Raw genomic sequence first — 17,810 nt, 5'->3', positions numbered from 1 at the left:
TATCCTGATTTAGTGAGGACAATACCAAACGGTCAGCTGAATCCTGAAATCTGTTTAGAGAATATCACATAGAACTCTTAAGATTCCGGTATTAATCTTTTTAAGTATACTGAATCTCTGATTTACATCACTCAAAGCTATAGCAGGCAAGCTTTTCAAAAATAAAATCGGCTCTTTATAGAAGAATCTTATACTGATTAAATATAATTTATTGTATTAAAAGTCATAACACAATTAAGAACAAATCAAAAAAAGGATAAGATTAAGTTAAATTGGTTCTATCGCTCTCTTTTATATAGTTAGAGCCAGAAAAGCATTTTTACGTAAGTGTTACAAATAGTTTCAATTGAAATTAATACTTGCCGAATAATTTTTAGCAATAATAAGTTAAGCGAGTTGAGATTTAGCTCAGTATGGATAACTTACCTCAAAACGATTCTAACTCCCCTGCTGGGGGTGGTTTACCTGTGATTCAGTATTGGGTAGAAAAAACTCTCTCATCACAAGGGTTAAAATTATGGCAAACTCTCAATCATAAAAGTGCATGTTTATCCTGCGCTTGGGGCACGGGTGGACAAAAAGGAGGCTTTGTTAATGAAGCGGGAGAATATTTACAACGCTGTGCTAAAAGTGTAGAGGCGATCGCTGCGGAATTGCAACCAGGAATTAAGCGAGATTTTTTCCGAGAAAAAAGCATTAGTGAATTACAAAAACTGACTTCTCAAGAATGCGATTCCTTGGGTAGATTAAGTTATCCTCTGATTCTCAGATCGGGTTCATCCCACTATCAACGTATAAGCTGGGAAGAAGTCTACCAGATCGCTACACAAACCTTTAATTTCCCACCAGCCCGAATTGCTAGTTATAGTTCTGGACGCTCATCTAATGAAGCTGCCTATTTACTACAATTATTAATGCGATCGCTAGGTAGTAATAATCTAGCAGACTGTTCAGATTTGTGTCATGCACCCTCAACAGTAGGGTTAAAAAAAGTTTTCGGCTCAGGTACATCAATGGTGAGCTTAGAAAACCTAAAACATAGTGATTGTATCGTTTTAATTGGTTCTAACGCCCCTGCAAATCATCCACGACTGATGAACGAATTGATCGAATTGCGGGAAAGAGGCGGGAAAGTAATTATTATTAATCCCCAAATTGAAATCGGTTTAGTTAAATTTGCGTCTCCGGCATTTCCGATCAAATCTTTACTCACAGGAGGTTCAGATATATCTTCTTTATATCTACAACCAATTCCTGGAAGTGATGCTGCATTATTTGTAGGTTTACAAAAATCTTTGATTGAACAGAATTTAATTAAAATAGAATATCTGAAAGCTTATACACAAAATTGGCAAGAAGTTGTAGATTACGCTAATAATATCTCGTGGGATAACATCACTAGCACCTGTGGCTTATCCCAAGAAGAAATCACAGCAACAGCTTATATAATTGGTAAATCAACGCGTGTAGTTTTTGCCTGGGCAATGGGGATAACTCAACACTCTAACGGCGTAGATAATATTTTTAGTATTGCTAATACAGCCTTAATTACAGGTAACGCTGGTAAAATTGGTGCTGGGACAATGCCCATTCGAGGACATTCCAATGTGCAAGGCTTTGGTTCAATGGGTGTTACTGTAAACTTGCGAGAAGAAATCAAACAAGCACTATCTCAATTATTAGGAAAAACTCTAAATGAAACTCCTGGCTATCATACCCGTGACTTGATCGCAGCAGCAGAATTAGGAAAGATAGATACACTGTTTTGTTTAGGGGGTAATTTGTATGCAGCTAACCCCGACTTACAGCAAGTAAAACAGGCATTATCGCAAATAAAAACCATATTTTATGTAGCTACAAAACCAAACTTAGGACATTTCCACGGATTAGCGAAACAGCAAACTTTAATATTACCTGTATTCAATCGTTTTGAAAATCCTCATAAAACAACAACTGAATCGGGTAATAATTTTGTACGGTTAAATGATGAAGGTAAAAGCCATTTAAAAGCGCCTAATGCCGAGCTAATTTCGGAAATAGAATTAATGACAGAAATTGCTCATCGTTTACATAGTGAAACACCGATAAATTGGCGTAAGCTGCAAGATACAACTTATGTGAGAGAATTAATTGCTAAAACTATTCCTGGCTATGAGAAGATTGGTACAATTGACCAAACTAAGCAGGAGTTTATCATTGAAGGGCGGATTTTGGATGAACCGAAATTTCCCACACCTGATGGTAAAGCACAAATGTTTGTCACACCTTTACCGCAATTATCAGTACCAACTAAAGCAGCATTTGGTGTGGCAGAAAATCAGCTAGGAATTGTGGTAATTTTAGGAACAGGGCGCAGCTATGGTCAACATAATACTGTAGTTTATCGCAGTGAAGATAAATATCGAGGTATGCCTCATCGTCACTGTATTTTAATGAATTCTCTAGATGTCAAAAAAGCGGGATTTCAGGAGCATCAGCGAGTAATAGTGAAAGGAGATCGAGAAGAATTAGACAATATTGAAATTATTTGTGGGGCGATTCTTGAAGGTGTAGCTTTTATGTTTTATCCTGAAGCTAATGTTTTATTTAAAGCAAAAATCGATCCGCAAAGCGGTACACCTGCTTATAAAAGAGTTCCAGTTTGTATTATAGGTTCTCGACTTCTTTAAGAACAGGCGAATCCAGGCTTTGAGTTTTTGTTGTTTGTAGACATCAGTTAAATTATTGAGAGTAAATTGTAATAAATAAACTTATTACCCGTTGTTTCAGAAGACTTGAAATGCTTATTCCACAATCAGTTTTGTTACTACTCAGCTAGGATGTGCCTGAATACAAGCATCAGAAAAACATAAATAAATATTAATATCTTAATAGTTATATATAAGTTAAGAGTTAAATAATCTTAGGAGAAATAAAAATACCTGGGATTTGCATCGGCAGTTGTATTTGCTGCTAGATAGTAGTGATGCAGATCCTTTCTCAACCTAGAATAACAATTTTTTAGCTGGTACTGGTAGGCATCCTGAGTCGGTGACTGCCGATAAACCTTGCGTTTGAACATGAAGGAAGCAACAATGAGTAGCAATCTAGCCATCAAACTGCGCTCTGGAACTCAACAAGCCCACACATCAGCGGAAAATGTGGCATTCATGAAATGTTTTTTGCAAGGAGTTGTGGATAGAGACTGCTTCGCTAAATTCTTAAGCAACTTGTATTACGTCTACAGCGAACTAGAAGCGGCATTAGAGAGCCATAGAGTGCATCCTGTGATTAGTGCGGTTTACTTTCCTGAACTTAATCGTCAATCCTCACTCGAAAAAGACATGGTGTTCTATTATGGGGATAATTGGAGAGAGCAAGTTACAATCTCACCTGCTGCCCAGAGCTACATTGACCGCATTCGGGAAATTTCTGCTAGTGAACCAGCCTTATTGCTAGGTCATGCCTACACTCGCTACATGGGCGATCTTTCTGGGGGTCAAATGCTACAAAAAGTTGCTCAGTCAGTCCTAAAGCTTTCTGGGTATGAAGGCACATCCTTTTACAACTTTGAGCAAATTCCTGACAAAAAGGCATTTAAGGATAAGTATCGTCAGGCATTAAATGCATTACCCGTTGATGATATAACAGCAGAACGGATTGTTGCAGAAGCTAATAATGCCTTTGGGTTCAATTTAAAGATGGCTCAAGAGTTAGAGGGAAGTTTAATTAAAGCACTCGGTCAAGTTCTCTTTAATAGCCTCACTCGTTCTCAAAATTCAGGTAGCACTGAAATAGCTGCGGCTAATTAATTTTGTTATTTGTCATTTGTCATTTGTCATTTGTCATTTGTCATTGGGCACAAGAGGCAGAGGGGAAAAACTTACTGTATACTTCTCCCCTGCTCCCCTGCTCCCCATTAATTACTCCCTTCATTTATTGGAAAGCAACTCAATGGTTTTTCTATTACCTGGTGTTAAGTTCGATCTGGATCTGATTCAAAAGTACGACACTCGCGCACCTAGATATACCAGTTACCCGCCCGCTACAGAGTTAAGCGAAACATTCACTGAAACTGATTTTAAGGCCGCGATCGCCGCCTCGAATCAACGCAAAACCCCTATGAGTTTGTATTTCCATATCCCTTTTTGCCAAAGTGCTTGCTACTTCTGCGGCTGTAATACAGTAATTTCCAACAACAAGAATATTGCTAAACCTTACGTGGAGTCTTTGGTTGAAGACATTAAAAACACCGCAGCTTTAATCGATTCCGATAGAAAAGTGCTGCAAATCCACTGGGGAGGTGGTACTCCTAATTATTTAGAGCGTCACCAAGTAGAATTTTTATGGAAAAATATCAATCACTATTTCAACATCGATCCCCAAGCAGAAATCTCAATTGAGATTAATCCCCGCTATATCGATAAAAACTACATTTTCTTTCTGAGAAAGATTGGATTTAACCGCATTAGTTTTGGCATTCAGGATTTTAATCGCCAAGTTCAAGTAGCAGTGAATCGTGTCCAGCCTGAAGAAATGCTCTTTGATGTCATGAGTTGGATTAAAGAAGCTAAGTTTGAAAGTGTGAATGTAGACCTAATTTATGGTTTACCTTATCAAACACGTGAGACATTTCAAGAAACGCTGAAAAAAACAATTGAATTAGATCCTGACCGAATTGTTGTGTTTAACTTTGCTTATGTGCCTTGGCTAAAACCGACGCAAAAAAATATTCCTCAAGAGGCGCTACCCCCAGCACAGGAAAAGTTAGAGATTCTGAAAATGACCATTGAAGAATTGACGAATAACCAATATCTATTTATTGGAATGGATCATTTCGCTAAAACTAATGATGAACTAGCGATCGCTCAACGCAATGGTACTCTTAAACGCAATTTTCAGGGCTATACTACCCATGCCGAGACAGAATTATTTGGTTTTGGTGCCACATCCATCAGTATGTTAGAAGATGCTTATGCTCAAAATCACAAGGAGTTAAAGGATTATTATCAAACACTGGCAGCAAGTAGTTTACCTATTAGTAAAGGTATCAAGCTCACTCAGAATGACATTATTCGACGGGATGTGATTATGAGTATTATGTCTCATTTTCAGCTTCATAAGCAAGATATTGAAAACAAATATCATATCAGTTTTGATGAATATTTTTCTGAGGAACTAGAGGCGTTAAAACCACTAGAAGCTGATGGTCTAGTCAGTTTATCAAAAAATCAGATTCAGATTACCGACATCGGTAGATTACTAGTAAGAAATATTGCCGTCATATTTGATACTCATACAAGAACGCGAGAGACAAAGTTTTCTCGTGCTATTTGATATCGCTTCTGCAAATCTTTACCACATATTATCCCCTCAATCTATCTGAAAAATAAAATTTGAGGGGATATTATTAAGACTATAGTAATCCAATTTTATGTTTGAACTTATTTGTGTGGTGCATGAAGCGCAGTGCAAGCGGATAGGCAGTCAAAAGGTAATTGGAATAAAGTTGTTAAATAAAAATCTACAAAAATCTTGGTTAATTATTTATATAGATAATTAACGATCGGTTATAACGAAAATTATCAAAAGTTGAATGAATAAATATTTTTAATACATCCCCAAGAAGTTAGATACGAACTTTATACCTGAAGACAGAGATAAAAAATAATATATTGATTAGCTAATTAACATTTAGTTTTGCTGACAATAATTATGTCTATGATTAGATGTTTTTAATAACTTCTAGCTTAAAATATGCAAAAATTTTCGTTTAACGTTAAAAAGATGTAAAAAACGCAAATTCTCATCCAATTCTGAATATGAAAGTATTGTGTATAACTTTTGGATTTAACATTTACCCCATCTGGTAGAAAGAATTTGGAATTAGAGTTGATAACTTAGATATTAAGTGAGTGAGATTGTTGAGGCGGTTATGAGTATTATTGCTTGGATAGTTTTAGGACTTTTGGCAGGTGCAATCGCTAAAGCTATTTATCCTGGTTCTCAAGGCGGCGGAATTCTCTCCACAATGATTTTGGGTATCATTGGTGCTTTCGTCGGTGGAACTTTATTTACCTTGTTAAGAACAGGAACTCTGCAAATTACTGCGGCTGGCGCTGGTTTAACTCTTCCTGGTATTTTAGTGGCTGTGCTTGGTGCAATTGTTGCTATTTATCTGTGGGGATTTATCAGAAGAAGCAGCAATGCATAATCGCTGATTGGCAGTTATCAACCCTGAGATAACTACTGGACTTTTTCAATCTTTTAGTTCACGAGTAGAACAAGCTAAAAAACATCAAATTAGCTCTATCTGGAAAAAGACTAAAAGATAAATCAATTCATTCTGAAACATCATAACCTTGGGAAGTGTAGATCTATGTTTTTCCACAAAAAAGAGCCTATTCATGCAGTTAACGTAAGCGAACCAAACCCACGTTTTGCTCAATTGCTACTAGAGCAGTTTGGCGGAGCTACTGGAGAACTTAGTGCAGCGCTTCAATATTGGGTGCAATCATTCCATGTCGAAAATGCTGGTATTAAAGACATGCTCCAAGACATTGCAATTGAAGAATTCAGCCATTTAGAAATGGTTGGTAAACTCATTGAGGCTCACACTAAAAATGTAGATCAAACAGAGGCTTACAAGAGTACTCTTTTTGCAGTCCGAGGAATTGGGCCTCATTTTCTAGATAGCCAAGGTAATGCTTGGACTGCAAGTTACTTGAATGAGGGTGGAGATGTAGTACGTGATTTAAGAGCTAACGTTGCAGCTGAAGCAGGCGCTCGTCAGACTTACGAAGAGTTGATTAAATTGGCAACCGACAAAGGAACCCAAGAGACTTTAGTCCATCTGTTAACACGAGAAATTTCTCATACTCAGATGTTTATGAAAGCTCTAGATTCGCTAGGTAAGTTGACAGATCCATTCTTTGGTAATATTAAGCCCGATGAAACTGTTGCTCTTTATTACAACCTGTCTACAAACGGAAATGGTCAAGATGAGCGTGGGCCCTGGAATTCTGAGCCAACATTCAAATACATTGCTAATCCGCTAGAAAGCCACTCTTAATTACATAGCTTGATTTTGAGTAAAGAGATGATTGGGAGATTCTAAAAAAATCCCACTCAGAAAGTAAAGTCGGTTATTTGCTCACCTGATTTAGCAAATTTTAGGCTGTTTCACTACATCTAGCAGGCAAAAATATTCCCGACTTTTCTAATAAGTCGGGAATTTTCGCTGAGTATTTGGCTATTACACCAATTAAAAATAGCTATAGCTATAAATATTCAGAAACACTGAAAAATTCCTAGCGATCGCTTCTTCAATTTCTACCTCGATATTTCTAATTTTAGAAATTAATTCAACTAAAAATCTGGAGATTAACTTGTGATTGTCAACGCTACATCAAATGGTTGGGAAGTCATTTATCATCGTGCCCATGCTTTATTAGCAGCTGAACTGGCTGGACAATGGCAACGTAAAAATGCTCCCGTAAGGTTATATGAAACAATAGCTGCAATTTCTCATCACGACGATCTAGAAAAAGAGTGGGAAGAAGATATTCTAACTGAAGCGGGTGCGCCAAAGGACTTCATGCTCTCCACAAATGCCGATTTAGATGCAGGTGTCGATAAATTGGCTAATTTGGCAAAGAATGCCCTTTACCGTGGACGATGGGTAGCTCTATTAATTTCCATGCACATCAGCCGTTTAAATGAGTCCAGCCGGGGTAAGTCCTCAAAATTAGACAAACTTTTAGACGAGCAACTTCAAAATCAGCAACGTTGGCGTAAAGAATTGGGCATCAAAAAGGAGGAAGTTGATGCAGCCTATGCATTTATGCAATGGTGCGATCGCCTTTCTCTCATTTTATGCCAGCAGGAACTACCTGACGATGAGCGGTTTTTAGAAATTAGCAAGGGCCCTGAAGGTGAGCGCTATGACATCATGCAGCGCAGTGATAACTTGGTTGTTGTCAAACCCTGGCCCTTCCAAAACGATAAATTCACGGTCAATGTCGAAGCCTGTGACCTCTCTGAGGTGAAATTTCAGAGTAGCACCGAATTAACTCAAGCACTACAAGAAGCCCCGATCAAGGTACTAGAGTGGACATTCGTTAAGAGTTAGATGCATACAACTTACAGCTATTTTCCTGACAATTGCTGTAAGAAAACTAGGTTATGCGATCGCACTCTTCTATCAAATCCCTACTTATTCTGACAATGGCGATCTGAGTAACGACTGCTGATGAGATACCAGAAGTAGCGATCGCATTTAGTGCTAAGGGCGTGATAGCAGTTTTAATTGTTTTAATTTTTATCTAAAGATGTAGTTTTAAAATACATTGATTATTACTTATGATAGTTCCTCTACATCATTCCAATCAGTGAAAGTAAATATACTTAATAACTGAGGTTCAAAGCATGGACTCAACAGGTAAGGTTCAAACTGTGGACTCGTCCTGGTCTCTTCCACTGCCGTTGAAAGAGTATGCAATGAGCCGAGTAACTGTCTACTATTATAGCGACAGATGGGTTCCAATCAAATATTGTTCTTTGGAAAAGGCAATTTTGCTTCACCAAAAGGCAAGAAGAGAAGGCAAGGAAATTTTTTTATTTCCTGCTAATATAGACCCTAATCAATTCTCAAACTCTTTTAACTGAAATGCATTGAGGTAGACTATCTTTCCAACATCTTGGCAACAAATTATTCAGCTATAGAGGCGTACATATATATGTACGCCTCTAATTGTAAATGTGGTTATAAATGTGTGCCAACTTGAAAGCCAAAGGTGTAGCGATCGCTATAATATACAACTGCATTAGGTGGCCTAAAGGCTGTATTTACATATATTTCATCAAAGATATTACTGCTTAGTACTACGATTGCTAAGTCCAAATATATACGCAATAAAAGTTGTTTGAGCTACTAAGATTCCAAGCGCTGTACCACCAAGTGCTACCCTAGCTTGAAAACTTCCAAGCTCATCAAGCTTTCGGGTTTCAATAAATGTTGTGCGTTCGAAATTGAATTGCCATCTTGCTGCTTCTGAGTTGCCAAGATAACTCAGAGGTAGACTTAGAATATAACCAAGAACCGTAAATGCTAAAGCTGTAGGAATAGTCAGCTTCAAATTTTGAAATATTAATGAGCGCATGGAAAAAAATTAGCTGAATTTAAAGTTTTTGCAACAATTTTAATAGTTAAAAATACTAGCCAAAGGTTGAACTTTAGTATTTTGAAAGTTGCAGATAAATTTATTCTAGTATCAAACCAAACCAGAACGCAGTGCGACAACTGCTGCTTGCACGCGATCGTCTACTGCTAATTTATTCATAATCCCTCGGACATGAGTTTTGATGGTGTTGGGGCTAAGATAGAGCTTTTCGGCAATCTCTGGGTTGCTCAATCCATCTACCATCAGCTTTAACACTTCTAACTCGCGCCCTGATAAGTTGGCGGTGTTGGTGGTGGGTGAAGGCGGTTTGAGATTGTCAATTACTCGCCGCGCAATTTGGGGATCGAGATAGGCTGCGCCATCAACTGCGGCTGCGATCGCACTTAACAATCTTTCCACACTTGCACCTTTGATACAATATGCATCTGCACCGCTAGACAATGCCGCAATAATTTCTGTCTCTGTTTGATGAGATGTCAGCATTACTACATGAGTTGCTGGTAGCGCCGCCTTAATTTGCTGTGTCGCGGCAATACCATCCAATCGCGGCAACCCAATATCCATAACCACCAAATCAGGTTTCAGTTGCAGTGCAGCTTGAACTCCCAAATAACCATCTTCAGCTTGTCCAACAATCTCTAACTGAGGATGAGCCATCAACGATTGCTCTAATCCCAGTTGCATCATCGGATCGTCTTCAACAATTAACACGCGCAAGGGCGGAGCATTGACGGGTAAATTTAAGGGATAGCGAGTATCTAAAGACATTTTTATTAATTATTTGTCATTTGTCATTTGTCATTTGTCATTTGTCATTAGTCATTTGTCATTAGTTATTAGTCTTTTGGCTTTTGTTTTTTGCTTTTTTCACCTGCCAATAACCAATGACAATACAACTCTTGGAGAGGCTGCGTCAACGGCTTACCTCGACTTTGCTCGGTACAAGTCGCTCAGTACAAGTTACCAATGACCAATGACCAATGACAAATGACCAATGACCAATGACAAATGACCAATTATTATTCTTCCACGCGATAGCCTAACTCTGCTAAACTAATCCGCGACTGTCGCCATTTTGGCTGGACTTTCACAAACAATTCTAGATAAACTTTGCCAGCGATTAATTTTTGAATTTGTTCGCGGGCTTCACTACCAATTGCTTTGAGCATTGCTCCACCTTTGCCGATGAGTATACCTTTTTGGGAATCACGCTCGACGTTGATAGTAGCAAGTACGCGGGTAATGCTGGGAGTTTCTTCTACTAGATCAATGGCGATCGCTACTGAATGGGGTACTTCTTCACGAGTCAATAATAAAATTTGTTCTCGGATCAATTCACCCATAATAAAGCGTTCTGGCTGGTCAGTTACCAAGTCTGGAGGATAATATAATGGCCCAATTTCTAAATGTTTAATTAATAATTCTTGAAGTTGCGGTAATCCGGTACTAGTCTTGGCAGAAAATTTCACGATTTCCCATTCATGGGATTGGGCCATTTGGGCGTAACTATCATCTAGAAACTGCGAATCAGCCGGTTGTTGGTCGGTTTTGTTCACACCCAGAATTACTGGTGTTTTGCTGCGACTGAGCAATTCGGCAATGTAGCGATCGCCCGATCCACAAGCTACAGATCCATCTACCACAAATAACACTACATCTACCGATTCAATGGCAATTTTGGCATTTTGCACCAATACTTCGCCCAATTGATGATGGGGCTTATGAATTCCTGGCGTATCTACAAATATTAACTGCGCCTCTGGCGTAGTTAGTACACCGCGCAAACGGTTACGTGTAGTTTGTGCTACTGGTGATGTAATGGCAATTTTTTGTCCTACTAACTGATTCATCAAAGTAGATTTACCGACATTTGGACGACCAACAATGCCGATAAAACCTGATTTGAATTCAGGAGGAGCCTGGGGAATTGTTACTTCTTCTGAAAAAGAGAAAGTGTAATTTTCAATACTAGTCACCTTTGGCTCCACCCTCATATTTTCTAGCTGGGATAACTTGGTTTTTTCTTAGACACAAAACAAGCATAAAATTACCCTGGCATTTTTAGGGTTTGCTTTTGCCGAGGTTTAATCTACTACTTGCTCTACACTTATATTTTACAGCTGAGATAACCTTAGTTGTAGTATTCAGGAGTCAGAATTCAGTAGTCAGAATATTAAAAAAATTAAACTCAAAGTTTACCTCATTTCATCGCCGATCGTACTAAACCCACATAAATTTTGACTTTTAGCTCAAGAGTTGCTGAATTTTTAGACTTTGTTTTGTTTTTAGATCCAAAAGAAACATAAAATTACTTTGGCATTAACAGAGAGGACTTTTGCTTGAGTTTAATCTACTGCTAACTTTGGCTTAAGTTTCATCGACTACTTAACGTATACATTTGGATCAAAATGTCAATAAAAAATGTGGGAGAACCCAAACGCATAGGAATTCTTACGAGTGGAGGTGATTGTTCTGGTTTAAATGCTGTGATTAGGGCTGTAGTAAATTGTGCTGTAAATACTTACGGCTGGGAGGTTTTAGGAATTCGTCAAGCGACTCTAGGATTAATGGCGCGTCCGCCGCAATTTACCAACCTGGAAGTTGACCGAGTTGACTCATTGTTAACTGCGGGTGGCACAATGTTGGGGACGACCAATAAAGGCGACCCTTTTGCTTTTCCGATGGCGGATGGAAGTTTATGCGATCGCTCCGAAGAAATTATTGCAGGTTATCATGAACTAGGTTTAGACGCTTTGATTGGTATCGGCGGCGATGGTAGCTTGGCAATTTTGCGTCGCCTAGCTCAACAAGGTGGTATTAATTTAGTAGGTATTCCCAAAACCATTGATAACGATATTGGCGTTACCGAACACGCCATCGGTTTTGATACAGCAGTCAATATTGCCACGGAAGCACTAGACAGGTTACATTTTACTGCTGCAAGTCATAGCCGAGTCATGATTTTGGAAGTAATGGGTCGTGATGCCGGACACATAGCAATAGCTGCGGGAATTGCGGGGGGAGCGAATGTAATTTTAATTCCCGAAATTCCTTACACAGTTGAGCATATTTGCCACAAAATCAAAGAACGCCAAGAGAAAGGCAAAAACTATTGTTTGATTATTGTTTCTGAAGCGGTTCGTACCCACGATGGGGAAAATGTGACGATTACAAATCGCTTAGGTCAATCTCGATATGGCGGAATTGGTGAATATTTGGCAGATAAAATTATTGAACACATCGGTGTAGAAACACGAGTTACAGTTTTAGGACACATTCAACGCGGTGGAACTGCTTCACCACTAGATAGATTAGTTGCAACAGCTTTTGGTGTTGCAGCCGTTAATCTAATTGCAGAGGGTAAATACGATCGCATGGTAACATGGCAAAATCGCCAAGTATTAAGTGTACCAATTATAGAAGCGATCGCTCAATATAGCGCTGTCGATCCCAATGGTACTTTAGTTAAAACTGCTCGTGGTATGAGTATTTATTTGGGAGACTGAATATACATGGTACAGGCACAGCATAGCTGTGCCTATCAAAGTACAAAGTTTAGTAGAAGATGTAAATGACGCGGGAATTTTACCACTGGGGAAATAAAATACAGATGCAATAACTTCTTCATCTGCGCGATCGCACAATAATTACTGAGACCATTTCAGATTAATATAATCATAATATTATGTCTGTTAATCTTGTGAGTTTTGATAATGTTTGTTAGCTGTGGTTGGAACAGCAACAAAGTAGTTGAAGTTAAATTGATTTTCAAAAAGCGATCGTACTTCTTTACAAAATAAAAATGTGTAGACGCAACGCGGCTGGACTTACTGACAGTCAAGCTGGTAAAGTAATTTCCGCACAGGAAGTTAGGGCAAAATTAAGAAATTACACCAGTATAAAATGAATAGCGATCGCCATGTCAAAACACCAAAACGCGATTGCATTTATAATTGAATTTATAACCTAAGTTTAGAGTAAGAAAGACAAATTATGAAAAGTGAACAGGAACGCGAACAATTAATTAAAGAGATTAACGTACTATTAAATCAAGCTTATGATAGTACTTTAGATGAGATTTACGCACTACTTCAAACAATCGAAGAAGAAGAAGAAGAAGAAGATTTAAAAGCCTACGACAAAGCAAAAAAAGAAGCTAATCTTGATAATTCAGTGTCATGGGAAGAAGCTAAAAAAGAACTAAAGACAGGAATAAACAAGGAAGTGGCGTGAGTTATAAAGTTGAAATATCGAGGGGTGCATTGAAGCAACTTAAAAAAATACCGTCAGAACTTCAAGAACGTATACAAATTAAAATTGATGATTTAGCTACAGAACCACGTCCGAATAAAGTTAAAAAGCTAAAAGGGAAAGAAAATGCTTATAGAATTAGAGTAGGTGACTATCGCGTTATCTATGATATTTTCGACGATATTCTAATGGTAAATGTTGTGGAAGTCGGACATCGTAAAAATATTTATAAAGATGAAAGTTGAGAAGCAAGAAAAACTTAGAGCGATCGCACTCCACAAACCCAAACGCGATCGCATTAACTTATTGCTCCTATCTTAATTACGAACTGCTATTCCTTAACTAACAATTCCCAAGACAAACTCACCTTCATTAACAGCTTGATTGGTTGCGACATCATAAACTAATCCATCATGTTGAGCGCAGACATCAATTACACTAGGTAGTTGACCTTCTTTATTAAAACTGAGAATTTGATACAGCTTGTCTCCAGCTTTGACTGTACTACCTAATGCTATTCTCGATTGAATCATCCCACCTGCGATCGCATAATATTTTTTTCGATTGCTGCTAGATGCAAAAGTCATTTCATGGGTTTTTGTGTCACCTGATACAGACATTTGCAGTACACCTTTTTGTGCTAAATAATTTTTTACACCCCGTACACCTTTAGCAACTGAATCAGGATTCATTTGCATTCCTGAGCCTAATTCTAGTGTCCAAGCTTCCACATCAAACTTAATATCTCTACCCAACTCTTTAAAACAAGCTTCCAGCGCTAACCAAGGTTTGATAAAAGCTTCATCAAAAGCATCACCATCGTATTTATTAAGCAAGATTCCAAAATCGAGTAGAAAGTGTTTTGCACTGTCTTCTCGATTTCGGAAGTAATAAACATAGTCTAACGCTTGATTTGTAGAACTATGTAAATCAATTAAGTAGTCTGCATCTAAACTCAGGTTTTGTAACTTGTAGCCAAAAAGCTCAGTGTAGGGCACTGCACTAGGAGAATTAATTTTTTCTAAAATTTTCGCAAATTGTTGCTTAATTATAGTTAGATAATTTTGTCGAACGACCTTTAGATCGATATGAAGTTGAGATTTAGTAAAAGCTACTAAATCATCAGCTTCTTTTTCGTAGTCCCAAAATATGCGATTCCAGTCTTTAGATTCGTAAATGCAGTAACGTCCGGGGGAAAAATGATGAGCGCGTTCATTCGTCCCCATTGGATTACAAACGGGAACTAGCCAAATTTCTCCAGTTAAATCTGTATCATTTATTGTTAAAAAAAACTCAATTAGCTGGTGAATAACGGCATTACCAGCAATTTCTGCACCGTGCAGATTAGATTGAATGTAAACCTTTTTACCAGGTTGAGCGCCGATGAATTTGTATAGTTGTAAAGATAGGCGATCGCCCGAAGCCATTTGACGTAATACAATAGTCTCAATAACTGGCTGCATAAAATAATTCGCTGATAATTTGAGTACATTATCGCTGTATCTGTACTGAATTAAAACTCAATCTTCCTCTCTGTGCCTCTGCGTGAATTACCCAAATTAAGCTAGCATCAATTTACCCAGTAACCAGCACAGCAGCAATGGCAACAAATTGGTTGCGAATCACCCATCAAGGCGAAACAATCCAACTTTCTTGGCAACGCGGATACGAAAATCCTCGCCTAGCCCCAGCAGTCCCTTTCCAACAACCCTTCGATGAAGAAAACGCGGCTGAATTGCGCTGGTATTTAGAAGATTATTTACAGTTTCCTTACGGTATTTTTCCTGATAACGCTGTAAAAATCGAACAAAAGTTACAGCAGTGGGGACAACAGCTATTTGAGCTAGTATTTCGCAGCACAGAAAAAGGAAGAGAGTTTTTTCAAGAAGCTACACGGGAAGGACTCGATAAATGCGAACTGGGCATCATTTCCGATAACGCCAACGTGCTGAATTTACCTTGGGAATTGCTGTACTCCCCCGACTATCAATTTCTTGCACCTTCACTGGCGGGGATGTATCGCAGTCTCAGCACTCAGGGCGTAAAAGCACCATTGCCACCAATGCCCGATGACCAACTGAATATTTTATTAGTTATTGCCCGCCCTTATGATGAGCAAGACGTAAATTTTAAAACCATTGCCCGTCCTTTGCTGGCGGCGTTGCAACCAATACGTCAGCGAGTCAACTTGAAAGTATTGCGTCCCCCTAGCTTGAAAGCGTTTGAAGCAGAACTCCAGGCAAATAAAGCTTTTTACCATATCGTCCATTTTGATGGACATGGAAATTTTGACAGCGATACTCAAGGAGTTTTAGTCTTTGAAGATGAGCAGGGAAACGAGCAACTTGTTAGTGCCAGAGAAATTGCCCAATATTTAACAGATTGTCGCGTGCCGATTTTTGTGCTGAATGCTTGCAAGTCTGGGCAAGTAGGCGAAGAAGCCTTTTCTTCTGTGGCGGGACAGTTGGTGAAATTGGGGGCAAAGGGTGTAGTAGCAATGGCGTATTCAGTTTACGCCAAAGGTGCAGAACATTTTATTGGGCGGTTGTATGGGGAATTAGTCAGGGGAGAGTGTATCGCCACAGCCGTCGCAGCAGGGCGCAAGTCCATGTCTATTGAAAAAATGCGCCCCAGTCCGAAAGGAAATTTACCTTTACAAGATTGGCTAGTGCCAGTGCTGTATCAGCAGGAACCCTATACGCCTTTTGTTCCTAAAAACACAGTACCCAGCTTTGCCGAGTTGATGGCGCAAGCTGACAACATTTCAGAAAGTAGCAAAGCTGTAGGTTTACCTGATGAAAGCGCCTATGGTTTTATTGGGCGGGATTATGAGATTTTGCGTTTAGAGAGAGCATTTCGGCAAAATCATGTTGTGTTAGTGCAGGGAATGGGCGGCGTTGGTAAAACTGAGTTAGCCGCAGGTTTCGCCCGGTGGTTAAATGACACTCAAGGACGTACTGGCGGTATGTTCTTCACTTCCTTTGAACAGGGTGCGGGGTTGAGTCAGGTAATTAACCAAATTGGTAGGGCGTTAGGAGGTGAGAGATTTTCCCAAATGATGCCAGATAAGCAAGAGGATGTGGTGCAGCAATATCTGCAAACTAATCCTTGCTTGTTGATTTGGGATAACTTTGAACCTGTCAACGGTTTCCCTACGGGGAATGAACCATTATTGAGTGGGGAAGAAAGAAACAAGCTGAAGCAGTTTCTTAAGGAATTGCGGGGTGGTAAATCTTGGGTATTAATTACCAGTCGCCACGAAGAACTTTGGTTGGATTGTGGGTATAGTTTAATCAACTTGCGGGGGTTGTTTCAAGCGGATGCCCAAGAGTTAGCCGCGAAGATTTTGCAAACCGTGGGTGTGGAGAGAAAGAACCTACCAGCAGAGTATTTGGAATTGTTGAAATTGTTGGGGGGACATCCGTTGTCTTTGCGGGTGGTGTTACCGCATTTAAAAATGCAGACACCTGTGCAGTTAATTGAGGCGTTGCGGCGGGGGTTAGATACTTTTAGGGGACAAGAGGAAGAAGGGAGAGAAAAATCTCTTACTGTGTCGTTGGATTATTCCTTTGCTAAGTTGTCAGAACGAACACGTCAGCATTTACCATTTTTGGCACTGTTTTCGGAACGGGTTGATGCACATTGGCTGAATCTGTTTTCAGAAAATGCTGATAATGAATTTGGACAAGCTTATCGGGCTGTGTTTGGGGAGAACTTGCAAAAACCAGATTGGTTAAGGATTCTCAATGAAGCCGCCGCCGCAGGTGTTTTGGAATATTTGGGTGAGACTATCTACAAAATTCACCCTGCATTGCCTTGGTATTTGCGCCAGCAGTTAAACACAATTACTTCCCAGGAGGTGATTAACGAACTCGAAAAAAAGTTACTGATTTTCTACGCAGCGTTGGCTGACAAGTATTATAAGCAACTCATCAGCAAGGCAAAACTAGCAACTTTTGTGCTGCGGGTCGAAGAACCAAATCTGTTGCAAAATCTGCGCCTTGCTGAACAGCAGCAGGAATGGGCTTATGCACAATCAATTCTGCAAGCTTTGGGAGAAGTGTATAAGCGGATAGGGCGCAAACCCGAATTTAAGTCACTGCGGCAACGTGCGCTGAAACAAATAGGCATTCACTTGGCAGATGCAAAAGCAAAGGGTAAAAATGCTTTGGATTTTTGGATGTATCTGCGGGGTGCAGATGCTAATGAAGCAGCTCAAAGTGCTGACTTGAAAGGGGCAAGGAAAGTTGATCAAGAAATTCTGGATGAACTGATAGCTGTAAATGACTCCTCAGTGAATGTCAAAATTGCCAGTGCTAATCATAATTTAGGCACTATTGCCGAAGAGCAACGGCAGTTTGATGTGGCTGTTGATTACTACAACAAGGCGCTGAAAAT

The 17,810-nt window shown here is 39.2% G+C and carries 14 protein-coding genes; 10 read left to right on the top strand and 4 right to left on the bottom strand.

Annotated elements, in window-relative coordinates; translation table 11 throughout:
- Positions 1-413 precede the first annotated feature (413 nt).
- From RMZ42_RS22280 to RMZ42_RS22255, 6 genes are all read left to right on the top strand, one after another.
- A complete protein-coding gene (locus RMZ42_RS22280; protein ID WP_322673454.1) occupies positions 414-2,669 on the top strand; it encodes an FdhF/YdeP family oxidoreductase in 2,256 nt (751 codons plus the stop codon).
- Between the two features lie 405 nt (positions 2,670-3,074).
- Positions 3,075-3,791: a heme oxygenase (biliverdin-producing) gene (locus RMZ42_RS22275; protein WP_322673453.1), complete on the top strand. Its 717-nt coding sequence runs from the start codon at positions 3,075-3,077 to the stop codon at positions 3,789-3,791.
- A gap of 142 nt (positions 3,792-3,933) precedes the next feature.
- Entirely contained in the window at positions 3,934-5,316 is a 1,383-nt protein-coding gene (gene hemN, locus RMZ42_RS22270) for an oxygen-independent coproporphyrinogen III oxidase (protein ID WP_322673452.1), read from the top strand.
- A gap of 598 nt (positions 5,317-5,914) precedes the next feature.
- Positions 5,915-6,193: a GlsB/YeaQ/YmgE family stress response membrane protein gene (locus tag RMZ42_RS22265; RefSeq protein ID WP_322673451.1), complete on the top strand. Its 279-nt coding sequence runs from the start codon at positions 5,915-5,917 to the stop codon at positions 6,191-6,193.
- 165 nt (positions 6,194-6,358) lie between these two features.
- A complete protein-coding gene (locus RMZ42_RS22260) occupies positions 6,359-7,051 on the top strand; it encodes a manganese catalase family protein (RefSeq protein ID WP_012410902.1) in 693 nt (230 codons plus the stop codon).
- Positions 7,052-7,369: 318 nt separating this feature from the next.
- Positions 7,370-8,110 carry a DUF3891 family protein gene (locus RMZ42_RS22255; protein WP_322673450.1) on the top strand — a complete coding sequence of 247 codons (741 nt, stop codon included), beginning with the start codon at positions 7,370-7,372 and terminating at the stop codon, positions 8,108-8,110.
- Positions 8,111-8,849: 739 nt separating this feature from the next.
- Here the strand turns inward: RMZ42_RS22255 and RMZ42_RS22250 are convergent.
- From RMZ42_RS22250 to era, 3 genes are all read right to left on the bottom strand, one after another.
- Entirely contained in the window at positions 8,850-9,116 is a 267-nt protein-coding gene (locus RMZ42_RS22250) for a hypothetical protein (RefSeq protein ID WP_322673449.1), read from the bottom strand.
- 135 nt (positions 9,117-9,251) lie between these two features.
- Positions 9,252-9,929, bottom strand: a complete 678-nt coding sequence (locus RMZ42_RS22245; protein ID WP_104908984.1) for a response regulator — start codon at positions 9,927-9,929, stop codon at positions 9,252-9,254.
- 251 nt (positions 9,930-10,180) lie between these two features.
- Complete coding sequence (era, locus tag RMZ42_RS22240) at positions 10,181-11,155, bottom strand: GTPase Era (RefSeq protein ID WP_322673448.1); 975 nt, start codon at positions 11,153-11,155, stop codon at positions 10,181-10,183.
- A 429-nt stretch (positions 11,156-11,584) separates the two neighbouring features.
- Here era and RMZ42_RS22235 point away from each other — a divergent pair, with 429 nt between their 5' ends.
- The 3 genes from RMZ42_RS22235 to RMZ42_RS22225 all read left to right on the top strand — a co-directional run bounded on the left by RMZ42_RS22235 (position 11,585) and on the right by RMZ42_RS22225 (position 13,657).
- Positions 11,585-12,667 carry an ATP-dependent 6-phosphofructokinase gene (locus RMZ42_RS22235; protein WP_322673489.1) on the top strand — a complete coding sequence of 361 codons (1,083 nt, stop codon included), beginning with the start codon at positions 11,585-11,587 and terminating at the stop codon, positions 12,665-12,667.
- Between the two features lie 487 nt (positions 12,668-13,154).
- Positions 13,155-13,394 carry a hypothetical protein gene (locus RMZ42_RS22230; protein ID WP_322673447.1) on the top strand — a complete coding sequence of 80 codons (240 nt, stop codon included), beginning with the start codon at positions 13,155-13,157 and terminating at the stop codon, positions 13,392-13,394.
- Positions 13,391-13,657 carry a type II toxin-antitoxin system RelE/ParE family toxin gene (locus RMZ42_RS22225; protein ID WP_322673446.1) on the top strand — a complete coding sequence of 89 codons (267 nt, stop codon included), beginning with the start codon at positions 13,391-13,393 and terminating at the stop codon, positions 13,655-13,657. The genes RMZ42_RS22230 and RMZ42_RS22225 overlap by 4 nt, the downstream gene beginning before the upstream one ends.
- A 93-nt stretch (positions 13,658-13,750) precedes the next feature.
- On the opposite strand, the gene RMZ42_RS22220 is transcribed toward RMZ42_RS22225, so the two are convergent.
- Positions 13,751-14,875, bottom strand: a complete 1,125-nt coding sequence (locus RMZ42_RS22220; protein ID WP_322673445.1) for a succinylglutamate desuccinylase/aspartoacylase family protein — start codon at positions 14,873-14,875, stop codon at positions 13,751-13,753.
- 137 nt (positions 14,876-15,012) lie between these two features.
- On the opposite strand from RMZ42_RS22220, the gene RMZ42_RS22215 reads away from it, so the two are divergent.
- A partial coding sequence (locus RMZ42_RS22215) for a CHAT domain-containing protein (protein WP_322673444.1) occupies positions 15,013-17,810 on the top strand: 2,798 nt, incomplete at its 3' end.

Source organism: Nostoc sp. DedQUE05, from assembly GCF_034530955.1.
Taxonomy (GTDB): domain Bacteria; phylum Cyanobacteriota; class Cyanobacteriia; order Cyanobacteriales; family Nostocaceae; genus Nostoc.
This window is presented reverse-complemented; position numbering and strand designations above follow the sequence as displayed.

What these genes read in the sequence shown, in the direction of transcription:
- RMZ42_RS22265 (WP_322673451.1), top strand. Translation starts at nt 5,915, where the DNA reads ATGAGTATTATTGCTTGGATAGTTTTAGGACTTTTGGCAGGTGCAATC.
- hemN (WP_322673452.1), top strand. Translation starts at nt 3,934, where the DNA reads ATGGTTTTTCTATTACCTGGTGTTAAGTTCGATCTGGATCTGATTCAA.
- RMZ42_RS22275 (WP_322673453.1), top strand. Translation starts at nt 3,075, where the DNA reads ATGAGTAGCAATCTAGCCATCAAACTGCGCTCTGGAACTCAACAAGCC.
- RMZ42_RS22230 (WP_322673447.1), top strand. Translation starts at nt 13,155, where the DNA reads ATGAAAAGTGAACAGGAACGCGAACAATTAATTAAAGAGATTAACGTA.
- RMZ42_RS22245 (WP_104908984.1), bottom strand. Translation starts at nt 9,929, where the DNA reads ATGTCTTTAGATACTCGCTATCCCTTAAATTTACCCGTCAATGCTCCG.
- era (WP_322673448.1), bottom strand. Translation starts at nt 11,155, where the DNA reads ATGAGGGTGGAGCCAAAGGTGACTAGTATTGAAAATTACACTTTCTCT.
- RMZ42_RS22260 (WP_012410902.1), top strand. Translation starts at nt 6,359, where the DNA reads ATGTTTTTCCACAAAAAAGAGCCTATTCATGCAGTTAACGTAAGCGAA.
- RMZ42_RS22280 (WP_322673454.1), top strand. Translation starts at nt 414, where the DNA reads ATGGATAACTTACCTCAAAACGATTCTAACTCCCCTGCTGGGGGTGGT.
- RMZ42_RS22220 (WP_322673445.1), bottom strand. Translation starts at nt 14,875, where the DNA reads ATGCAGCCAGTTATTGAGACTATTGTATTACGTCAAATGGCTTCGGGC.